24 protein-coding genes are annotated in these 20,798 nt (G+C 59.1%); 6 read left to right on the top strand and 18 right to left on the bottom strand.

The genetic code is table 11. From position 1 onward, the window contains the following. Positions 1-6 precede the first annotated feature (6 nt). Positions 7-750: a glucosamine-6-phosphate deaminase gene (gene nagB, locus ACW9UQ_RS01710; RefSeq protein ID WP_458929263.1), complete on the top strand. Its 744-nt coding sequence runs from the start codon at positions 7-9 to the stop codon at positions 748-750. A gap of 227 nt (positions 751-977) precedes the next feature. Here nagB and ACW9UQ_RS01705 read toward each other — a convergent pair whose 3' ends face one another. The 13 genes from ACW9UQ_RS01705 to ACW9UQ_RS01645 form a co-directional block, all read right to left on the bottom strand. Then, the gene (locus ACW9UQ_RS01705; RefSeq protein ID WP_458929262.1) at positions 978-1,460 is read right to left on the bottom strand and encodes a GNAT family N-acetyltransferase; all 483 of its coding nucleotides are present in this window, start codon (positions 1,458-1,460) and stop codon (positions 978-980) included. Between the two features lie 53 nt (positions 1,461-1,513). Then, positions 1,514-2,935, bottom strand: a complete 1,422-nt coding sequence (locus ACW9UQ_RS01700) for a tetratricopeptide repeat protein (protein ID WP_458929261.1) — start codon at positions 2,933-2,935, stop codon at positions 1,514-1,516. 23 nt (positions 2,936-2,958) lie between these two features. After that, positions 2,959-3,417, bottom strand: coding sequence for a cytochrome c-type biogenesis protein (locus ACW9UQ_RS01695; protein WP_458929260.1), 459 nt, complete (start codon positions 3,415-3,417; stop codon positions 2,959-2,961). Next, the gene (locus tag ACW9UQ_RS01690; RefSeq protein ID WP_458929259.1) at positions 3,414-5,393 is read right to left on the bottom strand and encodes a heme lyase CcmF/NrfE family subunit; all 1,980 of its coding nucleotides are present in this window, start codon (positions 5,391-5,393) and stop codon (positions 3,414-3,416) included. Before ACW9UQ_RS01690 ends, ACW9UQ_RS01695 begins: the two co-directional genes overlap by 4 nt. Before the next feature lie 153 nt (positions 5,394-5,546). Beyond that, positions 5,547-5,990, bottom strand: coding sequence for a PhzF family phenazine biosynthesis protein (locus ACW9UQ_RS01685; protein ID WP_458929258.1), 444 nt, complete (start codon positions 5,988-5,990; stop codon positions 5,547-5,549). Between the two features lie 8 nt (positions 5,991-5,998). Beyond that, positions 5,999-6,421 carry a PhzF family phenazine biosynthesis protein gene (locus ACW9UQ_RS01680; protein ID WP_458929257.1) on the bottom strand — a complete coding sequence of 141 codons (423 nt, stop codon included), beginning with the start codon at positions 6,419-6,421 and terminating at the stop codon, positions 5,999-6,001. Positions 6,422-6,498: 77 nt separating this feature from the next. Beyond that, positions 6,499-7,017 carry a holin family protein gene (locus ACW9UQ_RS01675; RefSeq protein WP_458929256.1) on the bottom strand — a complete coding sequence of 173 codons (519 nt, stop codon included), beginning with the start codon at positions 7,015-7,017 and terminating at the stop codon, positions 6,499-6,501. Beyond that, positions 7,008-7,619 (bottom strand): holin-associated N-acetylmuramidase, encoded by a 612-nt coding sequence (locus ACW9UQ_RS01670; protein ID WP_458929255.1) that lies wholly within the window; start codon positions 7,617-7,619, stop codon positions 7,008-7,010. The genes ACW9UQ_RS01675 and ACW9UQ_RS01670 overlap by 10 nt, the downstream gene beginning before the upstream one ends. Positions 7,620-7,693: 74 nt before the next feature. Continuing rightward, positions 7,694-9,514 carry a hypothetical protein gene (locus tag ACW9UQ_RS01665; RefSeq protein ID WP_458929254.1) on the bottom strand — a complete coding sequence of 607 codons (1,821 nt, stop codon included), beginning with the start codon at positions 9,512-9,514 and terminating at the stop codon, positions 7,694-7,696. Next, complete coding sequence (locus ACW9UQ_RS01660; protein ID WP_458929253.1) at positions 9,483-9,767, bottom strand: hypothetical protein; 285 nt, start codon at positions 9,765-9,767, stop codon at positions 9,483-9,485. Before ACW9UQ_RS01660 ends, ACW9UQ_RS01665 begins: the two co-directional genes overlap by 32 nt. 83 nt (positions 9,768-9,850) lie before the next feature. Then, positions 9,851-10,303, bottom strand: a complete 453-nt coding sequence (ccmE, locus tag ACW9UQ_RS01655; protein ID WP_458929252.1) for a cytochrome c maturation protein CcmE — start codon at positions 10,301-10,303, stop codon at positions 9,851-9,853. A 68-nt stretch (positions 10,304-10,371) separates the two neighbouring features. Next, complete coding sequence (locus ACW9UQ_RS01650) at positions 10,372-11,181, bottom strand: glutamate racemase (protein WP_458929251.1); 810 nt, start codon at positions 11,179-11,181, stop codon at positions 10,372-10,374. A gap of 3 nt (positions 11,182-11,184) precedes the next feature. Further along, positions 11,185-12,051, bottom strand: a complete 867-nt coding sequence (locus tag ACW9UQ_RS01645; RefSeq protein WP_458929250.1) for a lysophospholipid acyltransferase family protein — start codon at positions 12,049-12,051, stop codon at positions 11,185-11,187. A 158-nt stretch (positions 12,052-12,209) separates the two neighbouring features. Between ACW9UQ_RS01645 and ACW9UQ_RS01640 the strand changes: the two genes are divergently transcribed. Both ACW9UQ_RS01640 and ACW9UQ_RS01635 read left to right on the top strand, forming a co-directional pair. After that, positions 12,210-13,160, top strand: coding sequence for a radical SAM protein (locus ACW9UQ_RS01640; protein ID WP_458929249.1), 951 nt, complete (start codon positions 12,210-12,212; stop codon positions 13,158-13,160). Between the two features lie 117 nt (positions 13,161-13,277). Further along, entirely contained in the window at positions 13,278-14,204 is a 927-nt protein-coding gene (locus tag ACW9UQ_RS01635) for a DMT family transporter (RefSeq protein ID WP_458929248.1), read from the top strand. Here the strand turns inward: ACW9UQ_RS01635 and aroB are convergent. Both aroB and ACW9UQ_RS01625 read right to left on the bottom strand, forming a co-directional pair. Further along, positions 14,172-15,293, bottom strand: a complete 1,122-nt coding sequence (gene aroB / locus ACW9UQ_RS01630) for a 3-dehydroquinate synthase (protein WP_458929247.1) — start codon at positions 15,291-15,293, stop codon at positions 14,172-14,174. The two genes, ACW9UQ_RS01635 and aroB, sit on opposite strands and share 33 nt — an antisense overlap. Then, complete coding sequence (locus tag ACW9UQ_RS01625; protein ID WP_458929246.1) at positions 15,290-15,886, bottom strand: shikimate kinase; 597 nt, start codon at positions 15,884-15,886, stop codon at positions 15,290-15,292. Before ACW9UQ_RS01625 ends, aroB begins: the two co-directional genes overlap by 4 nt. Positions 15,887-16,000: 114 nt before the next feature. Here ACW9UQ_RS01625 and ACW9UQ_RS01620 point away from each other — a divergent pair, with 114 nt between their 5' ends. Genes ACW9UQ_RS01620 through ACW9UQ_RS01610 form a run of 3 tightly spaced genes read left to right on the top strand, consistent with a single transcriptional unit; the run spans position 16,001 to position 18,581 of the window. Next, positions 16,001-16,135 (top strand): hypothetical protein, encoded by a 135-nt coding sequence (locus ACW9UQ_RS01620; RefSeq protein ID WP_458929245.1) that lies wholly within the window; start codon positions 16,001-16,003, stop codon positions 16,133-16,135. Further along, positions 16,128-17,678 (top strand): hypothetical protein, encoded by a 1,551-nt coding sequence (locus ACW9UQ_RS01615; protein WP_458929244.1) that lies wholly within the window; start codon positions 16,128-16,130, stop codon positions 17,676-17,678. The genes ACW9UQ_RS01620 and ACW9UQ_RS01615 overlap by 8 nt, the downstream gene beginning before the upstream one ends. 6 nt (positions 17,679-17,684) lie before the next feature. Further along, positions 17,685-18,581 carry a site-specific tyrosine recombinase XerD gene (locus tag ACW9UQ_RS01610; protein ID WP_458929243.1) on the top strand — a complete coding sequence of 299 codons (897 nt, stop codon included), beginning with the start codon at positions 17,685-17,687 and terminating at the stop codon, positions 18,579-18,581. A gap of 4 nt (positions 18,582-18,585) precedes the next feature. Here the strand turns inward: ACW9UQ_RS01610 and ACW9UQ_RS01605 are convergent, their stop codons facing one another. The 3 genes from ACW9UQ_RS01605 to ACW9UQ_RS01595 all read right to left on the bottom strand — a co-directional run. Further along, on the bottom strand, positions 18,586-19,476 hold the full coding sequence (locus tag ACW9UQ_RS01605; protein ID WP_458929242.1) for an endonuclease/exonuclease/phosphatase family protein: 891 nt from the start codon (positions 19,474-19,476) through the stop codon (positions 18,586-18,588). Between the two features lie 121 nt (positions 19,477-19,597). Beyond that, on the bottom strand, positions 19,598-19,864 hold the full coding sequence (locus tag ACW9UQ_RS01600) for a hypothetical protein (RefSeq protein ID WP_458929241.1): 267 nt from the start codon (positions 19,862-19,864) through the stop codon (positions 19,598-19,600). A 48-nt stretch (positions 19,865-19,912) separates the two neighbouring features. Then, the coding region (locus ACW9UQ_RS01595; protein WP_458929240.1) for a calcium-binding protein at positions 19,913-20,798 on the bottom strand (886 nt) is incomplete at its 5' end.

Here is a 20,798-nt window from a genome sequence, read left to right as displayed (position 1 = left end):
ATATCAATGAACATTATTGTCTGCGATGATGCCCCGACAGCGGCCCGGACAGCTGCGCGCCGCATCCGCGATGCGCTGGACGCCAGCCCCACCCTTACCCTTGGGCTGGCCACCGGCGGCACAATGCTGCCGCTTTACGCCGATCTGACCCGCGATGCTGGCGCGTTATTCGCGAAATGCGAAACCTTCAATCTTGATGAATATGCCGGCCTTGGCCCCGACCATCCGGGCAGCTTTCACAGCTATATGATGACCCATTTTCACACCCGCCTGACATCGCCGCCGCGTGCAATGCACCTGCCGAACGGCGCAGCCCCCGACCCGGTGGCCGAATGCACCAGATACGAGGCCCTGATCACCGCCAAGGGCGGGATCGACCTGCAGCTTCTGGGGATCGGCCACAACGGGCATATCGGATTTAATGAGCCTGGTGCCGCCTTCGACAGCCAGACAAGACCGGTCCGTCTGGCCCCCGAAACCCGCCAGGCCAATGCCCGGTTCTTTGACGACCCCGACGCCGTGCCCACCTATGCGCTGACCATGGGCATCGCCACGATCCGCAAAGCCCGCTCTTGCCTTCTGCTGGCCACAGGTGAGGCCAAGTCCTCGGCCGTCGCAAGACTTGTGGAGGGCCCAATTGGCACCGATTGCCCGGCCACCGCCCTGCAGGATCATGATGCGCTTTGTCTCATACTGGATCGCGCCGCGGCGCAAGGTCTAACCCCAGCCGATGAAAGCACCGCGCACTGAAAAGGCGATGGATTCTAGTGTTTGTCTGGGCCAACCCAGGTGCATTGTTATGGGTCAATAGGAATGCACGCCAGATCAAGTCGTCATATTAAAGCGTTTCGGGATATACCTGAGACAAAAGATTATCCTGAAACGCAGTGATAAGCCTATATGGTGTACGCGTTTCGATTTTATGTAATGTCTCAAGGTAAACTCGAAACGCTTTAGGCGATGGCAATACGCACCAGTTACCCTGTAGCGCTTGGACTTGGGGAGAGGTCCAGGCACTTGCATACCCGGCCCTCAATTTCCCTATAGGTTCGGAATCCCATGGCTTCGTAATACGACAGCGCTTCGGTATTTGTTGCCCCGATTGTTGCATCGACCTTAACCAACCCTGCCTCTTGCGCAGCCTTCAGCGTCGCTGAAAACAGCGCCCGTCCGACCCCGCGCCGCGCGGCATCAGGCCGGACATGGGTCCCGATCATTCCCCAGCCGGGCGTCACACCATAGGGGTTGCCCTCAGATGCGCGTTTAAGGATCTGCAAGCCTAACAAGGTGCCATCCTCATCCTCGACGACAGTGCATCTGATATTATCCTTGTGCGCGATGTAATTGTTTCTGACAAAGTCTTCGTCACTTGGAAGCGTACGCTTTCCCAAGGCCGTCAGTTGCTGAAGAAAGACACTTATCTCCGGCGCATCCGGCATCTGTGCATCACGGGTTTTCACAAAAACATCCTTTCGCATAAAGTGCCGAGCCTACATGCAACCAGGCAATTTGCTTACTCTTTATCACAGTATTTTTTGTCCAGCTTACAGGCCCGCGACCTAAGCGTCGCAGCCTCTGCCGCATCGCTATCCTGCAATAGTCCTGACAACAGATTGCAAGCCCGCGCATCCCGGTTGTCGCAGCCAATCTGATAGTACCTCGCCGCGACTTCGTCATCGGCAGGTGTACCACGCCCAAACTGATGAATTACACCGGTGGCCGTACACCCAGCCCAATGCTCCATTTCGCAAGTCTGTCGGTATTGAAGCAAAGCCCTTTTCGGCTGATCCGACTTTTCCAGACGAACGCCCAAACTATAGCACGCATGACCGGAATGCGCCTCGCAGCCTGCGCGGGCATAGGCCATCTCGCGGGCGGGGTCGGGACGCAAACGCTGCAATACGGCAGCATAGAACCCGCAGGCATCGCCTGACCCCATCCGGCAAATCTGATCAAGGTCTTTAAGATATGCCTCCACCCGGGCGATATCTGCCGGGTCGTTGCTAACCGTTACGAGTGGTTTGCCCCGTATCTCTGCCAGAAACAGGCAAGCGTTGAAATCGCCTTCGGAACAAACTGCTTTCAAGTCTTGTTTGGGATCGCTGCGTCGCCAATAGCTTTCATAGTTCAGTTCCTCGCATCCAATCGGATCACCCAGCTTGCAGGACCGCACGTATTGTTCATGCGCTGCGGCCCAATCATTCTCCAGCTGCAGCCCATAGTTGTAGCAACCTGTTGGATTGCCGCCCTTGCAGGCCATACGGGCATATCGCTTCGAAGTGCGTTGTCTGGGGTTGAAGTTCGGTAGTAGCGCGTAATATTCATAGGCATCGCCTGAATATATATAGCTAAGCTGCGTGCAGGCCCGGGCATTGCCCGCAAGGCAGGGTGCCTTGAGCCCGTCCAGAAAAATCTCTTTTTTGGGCCGCACAAAAGGCAGTACAGGATTCAATCGCGCCCAATTGGTACAGGCCGTCAGGTCGCCATCATTGCAGGTTTGCTCCAAACCATCATAGTAGGTTTTCAACGGCTCCAGATCGGCCTGACTTTCGGATGCGAATCGAAGAATACTGGCTGACCTTTGGATCGCAGGACATGTCCAGCCAATACCTTGATCACAAGCGCGCGACAAAAGCTCAAAGTGATCGGGATCAAGGGGACTTCGGTGAATAAGAAAGCTGGCGTATCGGGCGCAGTTTTCCTGCTCACCTTTCTTGCAAAGGGCCTGATCATCCGCGGCATAGATCGCAAGTTCGTCCAATGATCCGGCATTGGCCTCATAGCTGAGGTTGACGAGCACGGCCTCATAACACGCCTTCCGATCACCGTTTTTGCACTCCGCACTCAGCAACCACCCCTCAGTCAGTGTATGCTGCGCGGCTAAGGGCGATGCCAAGCTGGCGATCAGGCTAAGTGCTGCAATTATACGGCGCATCATCACCCTTTTTCCGTAGAAGGTTACTCATCTTCCAAAAGTTTTCTGACCCGCGCTTCCTCAGCAGAAGACAGTGCTGACGGCGCGTTGTCTGACGAATGCTGTCGCATGAATCTGAATGCGACGATTACCCCCAACAACAGCAAAGTCGGCGCCACAACCCAAAGCAAAACACCCGACCCGCTGAACCGGGTCCGCATCAGGACATAATCGCCATACCTGGCGTGGAAAAAATCCAGCACATCCTGATCGCTGTCCCCGACCAGCAAACGTTCACGCACCATCGCACGGGCATCCTGCGCCCACTCAGCATTTGACGACGCAATCGCCTCCGACTGGCATTTTACGCAACGCAGTTCTTCATAAAGCGACATGGCACGGGTTTGCAGCAGCGGCTCATCGAGCACTTCAGATGGCGCGATTTCTGCTCTTAGAGGCAGTGCCAGACAAAGGCCCAGCAGTAAAACATACGCCGCCCTCATTCTGCAGGCACCGCTATAGGAGCCTTGCGCCGGGCAGGTGCGCCAAGGCGATAGCGCCGGTCGGTCAGGCTTAGGATACCGCCAAACGCCATGATCAGCATTCCGGCCCAAAGCCAATTGGCAAAGGGCTTGATAAAGGTCCGTACGGCCCGCCCGCCGCCGGGTTGCGCATCACCGATCACGACATAAACGTCGCGGGTGAAACTGCGATCAATCCCAGCCTCGGTGGTGGGCATCTGTGCAACGGGATAAAAGCGCCGCTCTGTGGTCAGCTGTCCCCGTTCTGTACGGCCCGACCATAGGGTCAAGGTGCCGCGTTCCGCCGTGTAGTTGGGGCCACGGATATTTTCGACCTTGTCGAGACGCAGTTCATGCTGGCCGAGTGTAAATTTTTCGCCCGGTTGCAGGACGCGGATATCCTCTACCTCCCAGGCGGTGATCGCCGCGATGGCGAAAAACAGCACGCCCAGCCCGCCATGCGCCACCATCTTGCCCCAATCAGCGCGCGGCAGGTTGATGGCGCGGCGTAACGCCTCACTGACCGAGCTACGCTCTAGCCGGATACGCTGCGCCAGATCGGTAACCGTCCCGGCACAGATCCAGACCGCCAGAACTGCGCCAATCGGTGCCAGCGCGGACCGCCCGGTCTCCATCGACCAAACCAGCGCACCTACGGCCAGGGCAAGGATCAGCGCGGGGGCCAACTGGCGTAGCACCGCGCCCGGCCGCGCCCGTTTCCAGGGCAGCATCGCGCCGATGGGCAGGACCACGGCAATCGCCACCATGAACGGCGTAAAGGTGACATCAAAAAACGGCGGCCCAACAGAAAGTTTTTGCCCAAACGCCAGCTCAGCGATCAGCGGCCAAAGCGTGCCGACAAACACCACAAAGGCGGATACGATCAGCAAAAGGTTGTTGATCACCAGCCCGCTTTCCCGGCTGACCAGACCAAAGACCGTGTTGGTCCGCATCGCACTGGCCCTTATAGCAAACAACGTCAGGGCCCCACCGATGAATACCGCCAGGATCACGAGGATCGCCATCCCACGGGTCGGATCGCTGGCAAAGGCATGCACCGAGGTGATAATGCCCGAACGTACGATGAAGGTCCCGACAAGGGAAAAGGAAAAACCAAGGATCGCCAGCAGGATCGTCCAGCTTTTCAACGTCTCGCGTTTTTCCACGACGATGGCCGAATGCAACAGCGCCACAGCCACCAACCAGGGCATGAACGAGGCGTTCTCGACCGGATCCCAGAACCACCAGCCGCCCCAGCTCAACTCGTAATAGGCCCACCAGGAGCCAAGCCCGATCCCGATCGTCAGGAAAATCCAGGCCGCCAGCGTCCACGGCCGCACCCAACGCGCCCAGGCCGCGTCAATCCGCCCCTCGATCAATGCAGCGACTGCGAAGGAAAACGCCATCGAAAGGCCAACATAGCCGAGATAGAGAAAGGGGGGGTGAAAGGCGAGACCGGGGTCCTGCAACAGCGGGTTGAGGTCAGTGCCATCCGTCGGAGCCCTGTCGAGACGCAAAAACGGGTTCGACGTGAAGAGCATAAGTGCATTAAAGGCAACGGCAATAGCACCCTGCACGGCCAGGACCCGCGCCTTTAGCGGCAGCGGCAGGTTATTCCCCATAAAGGCAACCGAGGCACCGAAAACAGCAAGGATCAGCACCCATAGCAGGAGCGACCCTTCATGATTTCCCCAGGTGCCAGACACCTTGTAGAGCATCGGCTTGGCAGAGTGGGAGTTTTCGACGACAAGGCGTAGCGAGAAGTCCGAGACCACAAACGCATATATCAATGCCCCGAAAGCGAGGGCGCTCAGCACAAGCTGCAACCCGGCGGCGGGCATCGCAATGCGCATCCATCCCTGCCAGCCCTTCTGCGCACCGATCAGTGGGACCACCGATTGGATACAAGCGACGGCAAATGCCAGGAATATGGCCAGATGGCCAAGTTCAGCAATCATCGGAAAACGTCTCCTTCGATCACCACTATAGGCTTTGGTGACACCGCTGCAATTCAAGTTTCCGAGCAGTACAAACGAGCGGTGGTGGGTTTCACCCACCCTACAAAGCCGCGCTACCGTTGCCGTAGGGTGGGTGAAACCCACCATTGCCTGTCATGGGATCAGCAAACGCCCTTCCAGCACGACCACACCCTGCCCCCCGACCTGAATACCCGTGATTGCATCGCGTGGCCCCAAAACCTCCACCTGCGCTTGCCCTGGACGGCCCATACCATGCCCCTGCTCGGCCACAAAACAGGGGGTTTCAATCAGGTCTTTTGCCCAAAGATACGCCGCCATGCAGCCCGTCGCCGACCCCGTGAACGGATCCTCAGGCCGGTTTGGCGGGGCCAGAAGCAGGCGGGCAAATGTCTGTCCGTTTTCGGTCGCTCCTTCGAGCGCAACCAAGAACGGCTCCATCTCGGTTTGGTGCCGCGTCCGCCACTCTGCCAGGCGCTGTGTATCCAGAACAGCCTGTTCCACCACATCGCGACTGCTGAGCACGGTGACGCAAAAGCAACTGCCGGTGGAGACAAGCTGCGGTGTGCCAATCACCATATCCGGCTTCAGGCCATAGATAGCTGCGACCTCTTCGGGGTGCAGTCCGCACCAAAACTCGGGCGCATCTGGGTCATCGTGATCAGGGGTGCCTCAAGCGTTCCGGTCACAGTGATCGGCAGCACGCCGGCGCCAACCTCCAGCGTCAGGGTGGAGGGCACGGCGACATGACCACGATGGATCAGCGACCTGATCGTGGCAACCGTCGGGTGTCCCGCCATCAGGATTTCCCGGTCCGCCAAGTAATAACGCGCACCGAAATCGGCCTTGTCCGATCGCACCAGAAAGGCGCATTCGCTCAGCTTGGTTTCGCGGACCAGTGCCAGGCGGTCCTTGATACCAAGCTCGTCAGCATCATAGACCACCGCACAGCCATTGCCGCCGAAGGGCTGGTCGGTAAACGCATCTACCCAGTCAACATCATAAGTCATGTACGCCTCCTCCCCCTTATTTTCGAGGGTGGAGGACGCAAGGTCAAATCAGAAATCATGACCTGAAGCATAACGCCTCAGTATGAGCCACCGCGCGCGTCGCGCCATGCCACCAAAGCAGGGTTATCCTGAATGGGCTCAAAGTCCGAGGTTTCGATCTGACGCAAAGCTTCGATATTACGCACGACACCGGCAACCTCGGTCGTTGCAGCAATCTGTCCCCGGCTGCGGAAATGATGCAGTTCCCGCGCCCCGAAATAGAAGGATACAATCGCCCCCAGCAGCCACCATAGCGGATCGGGCACCAATGCCAGCCCCTGCATCCGCACACCAAAGGACACCGGATCCGCCATAGCAAACACGAACAACCCGATCGTTCCCAGTGCAAGCGCGGGGCGTGGCAATCGGTTGATGCCATTGATCAACTGATCGAACCAGCCGCCCCTTTCGCCCGCATATTCAGCAGCCAGTTGCTGCAGGCTGGCGACATGTTCCAGATGTTCCTGCTCGGCGCGCTTGGTGCGATTGGCTGTAAACACCTCGGCCACGTCGCGCACACCAGCCGACAGGCCAAGCAGATTTGTGATCAACCCCATGCTGCGACCCTCTCTGCATGCTGTGCCGTACTAAGATGAAACCGGGGCGAGATGAACTCCTCCGCGCGCTTGATCCACCCGCCTTTCCCGCCATCGCGCCGCCGAGCATATTTCCGCGAGGCCGGGCGCCGGTCCGCTAGATCATAGTAGTAGTTGCGGCGCGCTATGCCATAGGCATCAACAAGATAGCCCCGCGCCTTCATGTGGGCCGAGGCCGCAGCCCGCGCTGTTTGTGGCCCAATTACACCATCAACCGCAACCGGTTCTCCAAACTCTGCCAGCAGGCGCTGCAGAATGCGGACGGCGTGACGGCCTGCATTCACATACATATCAAACACGCTTACCCTCAGTGCCTCGGGCAATCGGGCGATGCCGGGTTTTTCGTAGTAGTGTTTCAGGAAAATCCCAACGGCCTGATCCAGGCTCAGACGTTGCACGTCGCGCGCATCGACATCGCCGTCACGGTCAAGGTCCAGCCCCAGGCGTCGCATCGTGTGGATGGTCACACCGTATTTGGTCGCCCCGCCGGGATCGTCAGGATCATTCACATACCCACCTTCCCGCGCCACAATATCGCGGGCCATGGCCTCAATGCTCTGCATTGGCCACCTCCAGATCTGTCAGTTTCGTGAAAAAGTCCCACGACGCTGACAGAAACTGGCAAAGATTGGGTTAATCAGTTGTCGATTTCAGCAAAAATCTCTGCCGCCCTGGCCTGTAGCTTTTCTTCTTCTAGCGGCTGATCCAGCGTATAAACCTCAACCCAACCTGCTGCGTGCGCCTTGACGCCATTGGTATAGATCGAGGGTTGGTCATCCAGATGAAAGCTCAAAGTTCCAAGCAGACAGTTTCCATATTCTTCCCTCAGGCGATCACAGACCTGAAGATACTTTCCAATCAGCGCTTTGCGCTCTTCCGGGGTTGCAAACTTTTGGTTCAGATCTGTCACAGGAAGGAAGGCACTGATAAACCCGCCACCTTTGATCACATCCAACGTCCCGATGTCGTAGTTCTGCACAAAGCCAAACGTGGCGCGAACCTGAAAATTACTGTCTTTCAAAGGATGTGCTGACGCTTTCAGCACACCACAGCGCCGTGCCATCGCGGGCAATGTGTCCTCACAATACCGGGTCATAAATTCCGGAACCCGCAGCCTTGCATAGGTCGCGGCCAGCGCCTCGGCGGGTGGTGTCTCATCGGGCTGCAGAAGGTCGGCAAGCGGCACGTTGGTCTCAAAGATCGCGCGGCGTTCATCGTTGATCGCCTCTTGCTGCGTCTTGGCACGGTTCTCGCCACGATCATCGACAAAGTCCATCCCCAACACCAGTCCGTCAAACACACGCTCCGCCCGCTGCGGCTGTCCGCTGGGATCGTCCAGAACAACATCCAGCGGTAAGGACTCGCGGTAGGGTCGACCTGCGGCTTTATCCAGAATATCAGTGAACAGCCGTTCTGTTGCCGCTTCCCGCAACTTATAGTCTTCGGAGATGACGTGATCCGCAAACAGAAAATGTACGACCGTGCTGCCATAAGGCGCGGCTTGCAAAGGCGCGGACGGCGCGGGTCCGACCAGGACATTGGCAGCGCCATCAGCGACGATAAAGTTTGTTTCCGCAGAGACGCCAAAGCTGTCACGAAACCATTTCGCGTAAGCAGCAGACCCCTTGGTTCGCAGGAATAGCAGATTTGCATCCAGCGTGTTGCCTTTCGCAGCACCAGCATGAGAGGTCCAGTATTCCTTGGGCGCGGGGATCGGATGCGCCATGCAGTCGAATTCCCGCTCTTCCCGCCGCGAGATACTGAATTCGGGGTAGGGACCAAAATCCGATGCGCGAATGGCATCGAACGTGGCATCGCCGATATTGCCTGTCAGGCCAGACTGACCGCCCGAGATAAGCGAAACATGCGCGATCTTCACACCGTCTGCAGGAATGACATTCCACAACACGTTGCCGCTTCCCTGCAAGACCCAATGCAGCGGCGCAGAGGTATCGGTGACCACCACATCCACCCGCGAAACCTCGCCGCGGTCAATCTCAATCTCGTGCGGCAATTGACCTTCGGCGAGCGCGGATTTGACCGCGCGATCCAGCTTTGTGACGATGTCACCCTGCATCAACGTGCGCAGTTGCGCGGGGCGATACGGGGCACCTCTCAGCACGCTAATCAGCTTTTCGCCGGGCTGACTGCGCCGCATTTGGCATTCTTCATTCGGCAGGAATGGCAGCACGGTCAGCGCCGGTGCATCCGGTTTGCCGCCGGTCCATTCCGCAACCAGCTTTTCCATCGCAACGGCTTCGCGCGAGGCGTTAAACGCATGGCCCGATCCGTAGTCGAACCCAAGACGTCCCGCCTCAAACGGCTTGGTGATATCCGAGAAGCCAACAATCGGTGCCTTGAACAGGGCCGCATCCTTTGCACCGTTTTTTGCTCGCGCCGGCCAACCTCGTTCAGGAAGGCCTCGCCTACGCTGCCATAAAGCCCCCCAAACTACCACCGGACAATCCCTCAGCGGTTTGCGGACCGACCGCATCCTTCATCATCTTTGCCGCAAACATGCCACCGGCGACTACCATCAGCATCAGCCCGGCAGCGAAAAAGACCCGCAGCATCGGCGAAGCCCCGGCACGGCCTTTGCGCTGACCACGCTGAACGGACTGGTCTTCCTGATATTGCGGGTTTGCGCGTTTGGCCTCATCGATTCGCGCCAAACGGTCGGCGAACCGTTTTTTTTGTTCGTGATCATTCATTTAGGAAAATCCAGGCAGCATAAGAAGCGTATCGGCCCGCTAAAATAGCGCCAAATTCGTCAGCATTATGACTGCTTGAAACCTTAACTGTCGCCCGGCTGCTGATAGACGCCCTGCTCTTTCAGCGTATCGACCAGTTCGCGTGGCATGTAGTCCTCGTCATGCTTGGCCAGCACCTCGGTGGCGACAAAGACACCGTCCTCAATCCGGCCGGTGACGATGGTGCCCTGCCCTTCGCGAAACAGATCGGGGACGATGCCGGTATAGTGCACCGGAAAATCCGCTGCTTCATCTGTGATCACAAAGCGATGCGTTTCACCCTGCTGCCAGCTGCCATCCTTGACCAGCCCGCCCAGACGAAACACCTCGCCCGCACGCGGCGGTTTCTCAGCAATTTCGGTCGGAGAGCGGAACAGCTGGAACGCGTCCTGAATCTGGTCCTTGAAAAAGATCATCGGGATCGCAAAGGCCATCGCCATCAAGGTGAAGGCGGCGACGACAAACTGGATACGGCGTTTCTTCTTCAGACCGGCCATATGGCATGCTCCCGATACAACAGCCTATATTTAGACGACTGGTAGATGTCTTTCAATCAGCCCCGGCGTCACAGGGCTGTAAATGGGTAGGTATGCCCGGTCAACGTCTGGGCTTGTGCCCCAACATGCGCCGGATCGCCAGATGTCAGGTATGTGGCCTTGCCCGGCTGGCTGAAATGCGGATGGCGGCGCAGATAGTCCGCCAGCGCATCCGCCACAAGATCGCCCTGCGACAGGATCGGCGTGCCCGTCGGCAGATGCCGGGCAAAAAGTGCCTGGGCCAGCGGGTAATGCGTGCAGCCCAGCACCGCCGCATCCGGTTGTTCTGTCTGTTGCAGAAGCGTCGAAACCGCCCCTGCGACCAAGTCTTCAACCAATGCGGCATCCCCGGTCTCAAGCGCATCGACAAGGCCGGGGCAAGGCTGACCCAGAACGTCCGTTCCGGTGATGCGAAGGTTCAGCTCGCGCTGAAAGGCACCGCTGGCGACCGTTGCGGGCGTGGCAAACAACGCCACCTTGCGCGCCTGCCCTACAATCGGCGGGCCCCGGTCAGCCCACCCGCGCCCGGCCAGCGCCTCGATCACCGGCACGAACACCCCAAGCACCCGGCGATCAGCGGGCACCCAAAACTCCTGCATCGGACGCAACGCAACGGCCGAGGCCGTGTTACAAGCCAGGATCACCAGCCGACAGCCACGGGCAAACAGCGCCTCGGTCGCGGCGATGGTGATATCAAGGATGTCCTGGGCCGAGCGCCCGCCAATCGGTGCATTGGCGTTATCGCCCAGATAGACAAAGGCCTGCTCTGGCAGGCGGCGACGCAGGGCGGACAGGATGGTCAAGCCACCCAAACCGCTATCGAATACCCCGATGGCCATGGGTCAGTGACCATCCTCGAACTCAAATCCATAATCGAGGGTATAAATCGGCTCGGGCGACAGGCGATAGGTCTCGGCCCTCAGGTAATCCATCAGCGCCCGCGCATCCCCGGCCCGGGCCGAGATTTCTTCGGGTGGCAGTGGTTCACCAACGACAACCGGCACTTTCGCGCCAACACGTCGCTTGAATTCCTTGATCAGCAAAGCCATCCGCAGGGTGTAATGCACATGGCTGGCCAGTTGAAACAGACGGCTGTTGTGCCCGTCGAAAAAGATCGGCACCACCGTCGCCCCGGATTTCGCGATCAGTTTTGCGGTGAAGCGCCGCCAACTTGGGTCCATCGGGTGGCCAAAGGGTTTCAGGGCCGTCGATACCGTTCCGCCGGGGAAAATCCCGATGCAGCCTCCCTGATCCAGATAATCCAGCGCGATCTTGCGTGTCTGAACATTCAGCCGTGTTGCCTCTCCCGTCTGTTCGAAGCTGATCGGCAGGATGATCTTGTCCAGATCGTCAGCCTTGCGGAACACCTGATGCGCCAGAATGCGAAAGTCACCACGGGTCTGCGACAGGATATGCCCCAGCATAAGCCCATCCAGAATGCCATACGGATGGTTGGCAATGACAACCAGCGGCCCTTCACGCGGGATCAGATCCAGCGACCCGCCGCGCATATCCAGGCCCAGACCGTAGCGTTCCACCATGACCTGCCAGAAATCGCGGCCCTCTGCCACCTCCAGATCATAGCCTTTGGCCATCCGGATCAGACGGATGCGCCCCGTCAGGTTCTCGACCGATCGGATCAGCCCGCGCCCGGCCCGGGTCTGGGCCGAGCCGGAATAACTGATCTCGCGCGTGATGCGTCGCTGCATGACATCCTTCTGACACAAAACCTTCAGCGCAGTATCGCCGCGCACCGGGCCGTGTCAAATCTGCTGTTCACGAAGTTTTGGGGCAGCGCTCTGACGCAATGCCTTGACCAACAGGTGCCAGACCTGAATGCTACGATGGGACCTATGATACTGAGATAATGAACAAACCTTTTCAGGACGCCGAACCGCGCAAGTTTTCCAATCCGGATGTGACCGCAACCGGCGAGGAACGCGCCATTGTCGCATTAACCGGCGTACGCACCCTTTGGTTCAACACCGGAACGCTTTGCAATATCGCCTGCGAGAATTGCTATATTGCCAGCTCTCCGCAGAATGATCGGTTGGTCTATCTGACAGCGGATGAAGTCACGACCTATCTGGATCAGATCGAAGGCCGGGCCTGGCCCGTGACGGAAATCGGCTTCACTGGCGGGGAGCCGTTCATGAATCCCAACATGATCGAGATGACCCGGCGCAGCCTTGCGCGCGGCTACGAGGTTCTGATCCTGACCAACGCCATGCGGCCAATGATGCGCCCCCGGGTGCGCGAAGGTCTGGCCGAATTGCAGGCCGCCTATGGTGATAAACTGACGCTGCGTATCTCGCTGGATCATTATACGGCCCGGTTTCACGACGAAGAACGCGGGCGGGGCAGTTTCGATATCACGCTGACCGGTATGCGCTGGCTGCGCGATCAGGGCATCGCCATGACCATTGCAGGTCGTACCATGTGGGGCGAGGCGGAGGCAGACAGCCGCGCCGGATTTGCCGACCTGATCAAGCGCGAGGGCTTTGCCATCGACGCCGATGACCCAGGCCAATTGGTGTTGTTTCCCGAGATGGATGAAAATGTCGATGTGCCTGAAATAACAACGGCCTGCTGGGATATCCTTGGCAAGAAACCCGCCGATGTGATGTGCGCCAGTGCCCGGATGGTGATCAAACGCAAAGGGGCCGATCACCCGACCGTCACGGCCTGCACGCTTTTGGCCTACAGCCCCGAATTCGAACTGGGCGAGACACTGGCCGATGCCGAAAAGCCGGTGCGCCTGAACCACCCTCATTGCGCCAAATTCTGCGTGCTGGGCGGGGCGAGTTGTTCAGGCTGAAGTTTTGCCTGCCCCGGCCAGCAGCTATACTATGACCCACCTTTGAGCTGCCGCGACTTGCCCTTACTACCCAATAAAGACATCTTCATCCAAGAATAGAAACTGGGGCCCGAGTCCATGCACATCAACAAGTCTGCGGATAGCGGGATCAGTGCCCCGGCTGTCAGCCGTAAAGCCTGGGCAATGCTGGCGCTGACACTGGTGATCTGGGCCTCGTTTCTGGTGGTGACCCGGGCTGCTATGACGGCGCGGTTGGGGCCGGTAGAGGTTGGGTTGATCCGGTTCGGGACCGGCACTTTGTGCTTTCTGCCGGTTCTTTTGAAGCATGGGCTGCTTCCCGGCGGCACTGGCCTGAAGGATGTGATCCTGATCCCCGGCTTTGGTGGGATTGCCTTTATTCTTTTGCTCAGCGGCGGCTTGCAGATCGCGCCGGTGGCCGATAGCGGGGTCTTTGCCCCCTCCATGCTGCCGCTTTATGTGGCGCTGCTATCCGCTGTGTTTCTGGGCGAGCGGTTCTCGCGCCTCAGGATCGCGGGTTTTGCCATGATCGTCGCAGGGGCGCTGGCGGTTGGCGGTTGGGCGGCGCTGTCTGAGGGGGCTGAGGGTGTCTGGCGCGGGCATCTGATGTTTACCGCCGCTGCCTTCAGTTGGGCGATTTATACAGTGGCTTTTCGCCGCTCCGGCCTGTCGGCCCCGATCGCTGGGGCCATGTTATGTGCATGGTCAGCTATCGGGCTGGGCATCATTGCACTGTTCACCGGTGTGGATTTCACGGGCGTTCCGGCGCAAACCCTGATCATCCAGATCGTGTTTCAGGGATTCCTGTCCGGCTTTGTCGCCGTTTTCACCTATTTCTATGCCATCCAGTATATCGGTGCCTCGCGCACCGCCGCCTTTGCCGCGCTGGTTCCGGTTATGGCCGCTCTTGGCGGCTGGGCACTGCTGAATGAACCGATTGGCTGGATCAAGGCAATGGGCATCGTAGTGGTCGCGCTGGGGGTAACGCTCGCCTCAGGCGCTGTGACGGGCGGCAAGCGCGTCTGACAGCAGATCGCGCACAGTTGCGGGGTCCACATCGCGCGAGACAAATGCCTGCCCGATACCGCGCACCAAAATGAAGGACACCTGCCCATCACGGACCTTCTTGTCCTGTGCCATCAGCCCGACCAGCGCATCGGCATCCGGCAGATCGCCCGGAATGTCGGACAGATCGGTCTTCATGCCCATGGCTGCCAGATGTGCCCTGACCCGGCTTGGGTCTTCCTGCGCACATAACCCCAGGCGCTGGCTAAGCTCAAAGGCGAGCGCACAGCCGATGGCCACGCCCTCCCCATGCAACAAGCGGTCGGAATACCCGGTGGCGGCCTCAAGCGCATGCCCGAAGGTATGGCCAAGGTTAAGCAACGCGCGATCACCGTGTTCCTTTTCGTCGCGCAGAACGATATCCGCCTTCATCTCGCAACACCGCCGGACGGCCATGGCGCGCGCCTCAGCATCACCGCGCTTTACAGCCGGGCCATTCTGTTCCAGCCATTCAAAGAAACCGGCATCGCCCAGCAGCCCGTATTTCACCACCTCGCCATATCCTGCCAGCAGGTCCCGTTCGGGCAACGTGTCCAGCATATCGGTATCCGCCAGAACCAGCCGGGGCTGATGAAACGCCCCGATCAGGTTCTTCCCCTGGCTGGAGTTAATTCCCGTCTTGCCACCGACAGAACTGTCGACCTGCGCCAAAAGCGTTGTCGGAACCTGAACAAAACCGATCCCCCGCCGCAGGATTGCGGCAGCAAACCCGGCCAGATCGCCAATCACGCCACCACCGAACGCGATCAGAATATCGTCCCGCTCCGCCTTCTCAGTGATCAGCCATTCCACGGCACGTTCCAGCATCGGCCAGCTTTTGGTGGCCTCCCCCGCTGGCAGTGATAGGTGCTGCACGCTTACGCCCGCCTCGGCAAGACCATCACGCAGGGCAGCAAGATGCAGCTTGGCAACCGTTTCCTCGGTCAAAACGAACGCCTTCTTGCGGCGCAATACCGGCAAAATATGCCTGCCGGCCTCCGCCAGCAGACCGGGGCCGATCTGGATGTCATAGGCGCGCCCCGGCAGGGCAACGGAAACGGTCTGGCTCATTCAGTGGCCCTTTCCAGGATCGGGGTACGGTCCGGATGCTGCTGATCATACTCATGCAGGGCGGTCACGATCCGCCCGACCATGGCCTCATGCGCTTGGCCAGCCTCGGACATCACATGCACCTGTGCCTCGGCATAGACCGGATTTCGTTTCTCCAGCAGATCGCTCAGCACCTGCTTTGCATTGGGCTGCAGCAACAAGGGACGCGTTGTGCGGTCCTTGACCCTGTCCCACAATGTCTCCAACCCGGCATTCAGCCAGACTGAGACACCATGTTCGGCAATCGCCGCCCTGATTTCGGGTGACATGAACGCCCCGCCCCCGGTGGCAAGAACCATGGGCCGCCCATCCAACAACCGGGCAATCACGCGCTTTTCACCATCGCGGAAATAGGCCTCGCCGAATTTGTCGAAGATCTCGGCAATCTTCATCCCGGCAGCAAGTTCGATTTCATGATCAGAATCGTTAAAAGGCACCTTCAGAACCGAGGCCAACCGCCGCCCGACACTGGTCTTACCCGCCCCCATCAGCCCGACCAGCATGATTGTCCGGGTCAAGCGAAGCTGGTGTCCCGAATCGGCGATACGCGTCATTCTGTAAGGGCTTTCCGGTTTCGTGGATTGAAGATTGGGCTCCGTCGCGCTAAGTTTCACAATAAAGCGGCGGCAAGAGCAATAGCAGAACAACGCCGCGAACGAGGCAGCGACATGGGACGTGTGTTAAAGTACCTGTTCTATCTGGCCGTGCTGGCAGCATTGGCCGTGGTTGGTTATGCGTTGGTTTTTGATCTTCCGGCGCCGCAAGAAGAGGTTTCGATCCCGATTGATGTCGCAGATGATTAAAGCGGGTCTTGCGCTGACGCTTTGCGCCGCGCCGGTCTGGGCCGAAACCCCGCGCAGCGCGATCCCGTGGTTATCAGATGTGCTGGAACAACCAGCAGAGCTAAGCCGCCCTGCCCAGCCGGTTTCGGCGATTTCCGATCATGTGTTGTCAGACATCGTTGTCACCTCACTCGATGCGCCATTGCGTGATGGCGTTGGCCTTCTGACACCAAACCAGACCGGGTTTCCGCAGGACCTGTGGGGGCCGACCTCTGCCCTCAGGGTCCGCCATCTGATCCTTGATCACCCCGGCACGGGCGTGCCAGCAACACGCGGAACTTTCTTTGCGGTGCTGCTGGCCGAAACCAAGCCGCCGCCAGGGTCGACGGCAGAAAATGCGGTGCTGCTGGCCCGGATAGACCGGCTGATGCAAAGCGGCCATCTGGATCAGGCCGAGGCCCTGGTCGAACTTGCCGGCATCACCGACCCTGAGATTTTCCGCCGTGCATTTGATATCGGCCTGCTGACAGAGCGCTCAGACAATGTCTGTGCCAGTCTGCGGGCCTCTCCGGCGTTGTCGCCGACATTGCCTGCCCGGGTGTTCTGTCTGGCGCGCAGCGGTGACTGGGATGCCGCAGCCATCACCTTGGGTTTGGGACATGATATCGGCGAAATCCCGCCGCAACAGGAAGAGCTGCTGGCGCGTTTTCTCGACCCTGATCTGTTCGACGGGACCGAGGATCCCCCGGTGCCCGATCCCCTGACCACACTGGATTTCGTGCTGCGCGATGCGGTCGGTCTAGACCGACCGTCCGGTACGCTGCCGCTGGCCTTTGAACATCATGATCTTGGTCCGCATTCTGGCCTCCGCCAGCGGATCATTGCTGCCGAACGGCTGGTGCGCGCCGGGGCGCTGGCCTATCCGGTGCTGTTCGCCGCCTATCGCGAGGGCAAACCCGCTGCCTCTGGCAGTATCTGGGAACACGCCGCTGCAGTTCAGGCATTGGACGCGGCCTTTGCGGCGGGTGACATGGACCGCATTTTGACCACCCTTGTCGCCGCTGACGAAACCTTTCAGGCCATCGGTCTGCGGCTGGAACTCGCCCGCGAATTCGCACCACAGCTGGCCGAACTGGAACTGGTTGATATGCCCTCGGATACCCGGCACCGCGTCTATTCGCTGTTGATGCTGGCTGAGGATTGGTCCAACGCGCGCCGTTTCATGGCGGACAACAACGATGTCTCAGACACCTATTTCCGCGCTTTGGCTGAACCCGGAACGTCGTTCCCGGACATGTCGGTTCTTGGCGATCTGCGTCTGGCTGCGGCCCGCGGCCTGACCCGGCCCGATGCACCCACCGAAACCGCCGCCCTGCTAGCGCAACGAATGGACCAGGGTGCGGTGGGTGAGGTGATCCTCTCAGCACTTTCAGACCTGTCGGCTGGCACCGAGGTCGACCCCGGTGATCTGGAATCAGGCCTTTGGCTGTTGCGTCGCGCGGGGCTTACGGGTGCAGCGCGCAACATTGCCGTCCAAACGTTGATCCTGCTGCCCGAGGCTTAGGCAATCATGCTGGCCTGGACCGCCCCCTTTCTGGAAGCCATGCAGGCAGAACGCGACGCCGCCCCAAACACGCTGGCGGCCTATGCACGGGATCTGGAGGATTTTGCCGGGTTTCTTACACGTAAAGGTCTGAAACCCGAAACCGTGACCCGGGCCGAGATCGAGGTCTATCTGGCTGACCTAACCGCCGAGGGCCTGTCGCCTGCCACACGCTCCCGTCGCCTGTCGGCGATCAAGGGCCTCTTCCGGTTCGGATTCTCCGAAGGCTGGCGCGACGATGATCCGGCTGCCCTGATCGGCGCACCGAAAAAGCCGCGCCATCTGCCGGACACCTTAAGTGTGGATGACATCTCTGCCCTATTGGAGGCCGCAGCGCGCACGGGTCGAACCGATACCCTGCGCCTACGTAACACCTGTCTGATCGAACTGCTGTACGCCACCGGACTTCGCGTCACCGAACTGGTCAGCCTGCCGGTGGCGGCGGTACGTGGCGATCCGCGCATGATCCTGGTGCGCGGCAAGGGCGGGCGCGAGCGCATGGTACCCCTGTCCGATCCGGCCCGCGATGCCCTCGCCGCCTGGCTTGTGGCACGCGATGCGGATGCAAAGCTGGCCAAATCCACGTTCCTGTTCCCGTCGCGCGGCAAAGCCGGACATCTGTCGCGGGTGGCCTTCTTTCTGCTGATCAAGGACATCGCGGTGGAGGCCGGTCTAAGCCCCGACCGCATCTCTCCGCACACGCTGCGCCACGCTTTTGCGACCCACCTTCTGGCCAATGGCGCAGACCTTCGTGCCATCCAGACCCTTCTGGGCCATGCCGATGTCGCGACCACAGAAATCTACACCCATGTGCTGGACGAGCGTCTGAAAGCGCTGGTTCTGGAGCATCATCCGCTGGCCTGATGTCTTAGCGGAACCGAATCTCGGTCAGCAGGGCACTATGATCGGAACCGTATTTACCCAGCATCAGGACATGCGCCTCAAGCGCTTCGTTCACCAGAACATGGTCCAGCGGCAGGCCGGGCCACAGCGGCTTTTTATCGAAAGTCAGACGCAGGCCCTGAACCACCTCTGTCCGGGTCAGCCGCGCCACCTGTCGGACCGAGGCCCCCCAGGGTGCCATGTTAAAGTCACCCGCCAGAATGACGCGCCCCGGCATGGCGCGCAGGGCGGGCGTCAGGCTTCGGACATGGGCGGCCTGTTCATAGGGCCAGGGCCATCCCAGATGTACGGAGCCCAGCGTGACCAACCCGTCAGGCACCTGCACCTCGACCCAGGCCAGACCGGTGACCTCGCCGCAATGCTCCTGTCCAAACACCGGCAGATTGGTCAGGACCGCCACCCCGCCGACACCACGGAAATCGCAGACAATCTGTGTTGGATAGCGATCTTTCAGCGCGTTTAGCAGCGCATAGTTTGCGCGGCTGACCTCTTGCAACAGCACGAAATCTGCCTTGCTGTCGCGGATGGCCGTCTCAACCTGATCAAGGGCGGCGTTCCTGAACAACAAATTCTGCGAATACCCGCGCAGGTCCACACGCGCTGGCGCAACGGTCGGGATCAGCGCAGGCAGCATCCCCAAAACCGCAACGGTCAGCCCCAGGATCGCCAGCCATCGTGCCAACCGCGCACGAAACAGCCAGAACAGCGGAAACAACGCCAGAACAGCCAATGCAAAGTGCAGGCGGAAGGCCGCAAGGCTGTCAAATATCGGATGAATATTCCCGGCAAACCCCGCCACAATCGCCGCGACCGGTGCCATCACCAACAGCGCCAACGCGTTTCGTAGCCCCCGCATTCGCGCCTCCCTAACAACAAGCCCCCGCAATGTATCAAACCATTGCGGGGGCTGGTGTCAACAAAAGGCGCGTGCCCGGCCCTGACGAGAGGAACTTGTTCCCCGCCAAGGCTTAAGCGCGCTAAAATATGAAGTCGTTGTTGTCCAGATCGCTCAAGGACACGCCTGTCAGAGTGATCGAGTTTCCGCCACCGGTGTCGATCACAACATCACTTCCATCCTGGGTCGCAGCACCGCCCGACCCAAGCAGGTCGTTGATGTTGTTTATGGAGGTTACACCGCGAAGATCGATGACTTCGAAGTTATTTGTCGCATCAAAGTCAACGATCGTGTCATCGCCATGACCATTGGCGAAGACAAAGGTATCGGCGTTAAAGTTGCCGATCAATTGATCATCACCTGCACCACCTTCGATGATGTCGAACCCGGACCCGCCTCAGATCGTATCGTTTCCGCTGCCCCCATAGAGGGTATCATTGCCCGAACCACCGAAGAAACGGTCATCGCCAGCATCGCCATACAGCGTGTCATTGTCAGCGCCTCCATAGAGTCGGTCAACTGTTTCACCGCCAAAGAGCACATCATCGCCGCTCCCGCCATAAAGGTTGTCAAACCCCTGGCCTCCGATCAGGCGATCGTTATTGGCACCTCCATAGATGGAGTCGGCGTGATTCCCACCCATGATATTGTCTGCGCCGACACCACCATAGATGGTGTCAAAGCCAGCACCACCATCAATGTCGTCATGGCCGCCGCCGCCGTATACCGTATCATTTCCAATATTTGTCCGGATCACATTGGCAGCGTCGTTACCTGTCACGGTATCGTCACCCGACCCGGTATTCAGGTTTTCGATGATGGTTCCCCGCGCAATACCGATATTTCCGATATAACCGCCGACATCGGAAAACTGTTGGGGTCGCAGATCGATACGGTCATCTGTGGTGCTATACGACAGATCCAGAAGATCGGTTCCCTCGCGATCATAGATAGTAAACGCCATTCTTGAGGACGTGGCGTTCCCACCACCGGTGCCTCCCGCAATACGATCAAAAGCGTCGTCAATGTAGTTACCTAGCGTTGATCCCTGACCGCCCCAGGTCGTGTTTCCGGAGGTCGCGCTTGAGGAATCGGGCGCGCCATAGAGGTTTTGAATCGCGACAATGTCAGCCATCATCGTACTGGCGAGCGCTGCATAGCTGGTGACCTGCCCCCCGAAACTTCCCTCGTTCTGATGTAGAGTTTGCTCAACCTTTTGAAGGAGCAAACGAATGCGAAAGAGCCGTTTCACGGAAGTCCAAATCATTGGGATGATCAAAGAA

Source organism: Halovulum sp. GXIMD14793 (assembly GCF_054457435.1).
The sequence above is the reverse complement of the archived record's forward strand: the minus strand, read 5'-3'. Positions and strand labels throughout refer to the sequence as shown.

Bases quoted from the DNA above. Each gene is read 5' to 3' on its own strand.
- ACW9UQ_RS01685 (WP_458929258.1), bottom strand. From the start codon at position 5,990: ATGGTGATTGGCACACCGCAGCTTGTCTCCACCGGCAGTTGCTTTTGC.
- ccmE (WP_458929252.1), bottom strand. From the start codon at position 10,303: ATGGCCGGTCTGAAGAAGAAACGCCGTATCCAGTTTGTCGTCGCCGCC.
- ACW9UQ_RS01680 (WP_458929257.1), bottom strand. From the start codon at position 6,421: ATGACTTATGATGTTGACTGGGTAGATGCGTTTACCGACCAGCCCTTC.
- ACW9UQ_RS01690 (WP_458929259.1), bottom strand. From the start codon at position 5,393: ATGATTGCTGAACTTGGCCATCTGGCCATATTCCTGGCATTTGCCGTC.
- ACW9UQ_RS01660 (WP_458929253.1), bottom strand. From the start codon at position 9,767: ATGAATGATCACGAACAAAAAAAACGGTTCGCCGACCGTTTGGCGCGA.
- aroB (WP_458929247.1), bottom strand. From the start codon at position 15,293: ATGAGCCAGACCGTTTCCGTTGCCCTGCCGGGGCGCGCCTATGACATC.
- ACW9UQ_RS01675 (WP_458929256.1), bottom strand. From the start codon at position 7,017: ATGGGGTTGATCACAAATCTGCTTGGCCTGTCGGCTGGTGTGCGCGAC.
- ACW9UQ_RS01635 (WP_458929248.1), top strand. From the start codon at position 13,278: ATGCACATCAACAAGTCTGCGGATAGCGGGATCAGTGCCCCGGCTGTC.
- ACW9UQ_RS01645 (WP_458929250.1), bottom strand. From the start codon at position 12,051: ATGCAGCGACGCATCACGCGCGAGATCAGTTATTCCGGCTCGGCCCAG.
- ACW9UQ_RS01620 (WP_458929245.1), top strand. From the start codon at position 16,001: ATGGGACGTGTGTTAAAGTACCTGTTCTATCTGGCCGTGCTGGCAGCA.
- ACW9UQ_RS01625 (WP_458929246.1), bottom strand. From the start codon at position 15,886: ATGACGCGTATCGCCGATTCGGGACACCAGCTTCGCTTGACCCGGACA.
- nagB (WP_458929263.1), top strand. From the start codon at position 7: ATGAACATTATTGTCTGCGATGATGCCCCGACAGCGGCCCGGACAGCT.
- ACW9UQ_RS01670 (WP_458929255.1), bottom strand. From the start codon at position 7,619: ATGCAGAGCATTGAGGCCATGGCCCGCGATATTGTGGCGCGGGAAGGT.
- ACW9UQ_RS01615 (WP_458929244.1), top strand. From the start codon at position 16,128: ATGATTAAAGCGGGTCTTGCGCTGACGCTTTGCGCCGCGCCGGTCTGG.
- ACW9UQ_RS01640 (WP_458929249.1), top strand. From the start codon at position 12,210: ATGAACAAACCTTTTCAGGACGCCGAACCGCGCAAGTTTTCCAATCCG.
- ACW9UQ_RS01650 (WP_458929251.1), bottom strand. From the start codon at position 11,181: ATGGCCATCGGGGTATTCGATAGCGGTTTGGGTGGCTTGACCATCCTG.
- ACW9UQ_RS01605 (WP_458929242.1), bottom strand. From the start codon at position 19,476: ATGCGGGGGCTACGAAACGCGTTGGCGCTGTTGGTGATGGCACCGGTC.
- ACW9UQ_RS01700 (WP_458929261.1), bottom strand. From the start codon at position 2,935: ATGCGCCGTATAATTGCAGCACTTAGCCTGATCGCCAGCTTGGCATCG.
- ACW9UQ_RS01695 (WP_458929260.1), bottom strand. From the start codon at position 3,417: ATGAGGGCGGCGTATGTTTTACTGCTGGGCCTTTGTCTGGCACTGCCT.
- ACW9UQ_RS01610 (WP_458929243.1), top strand. From the start codon at position 17,685: ATGCTGGCCTGGACCGCCCCCTTTCTGGAAGCCATGCAGGCAGAACGC.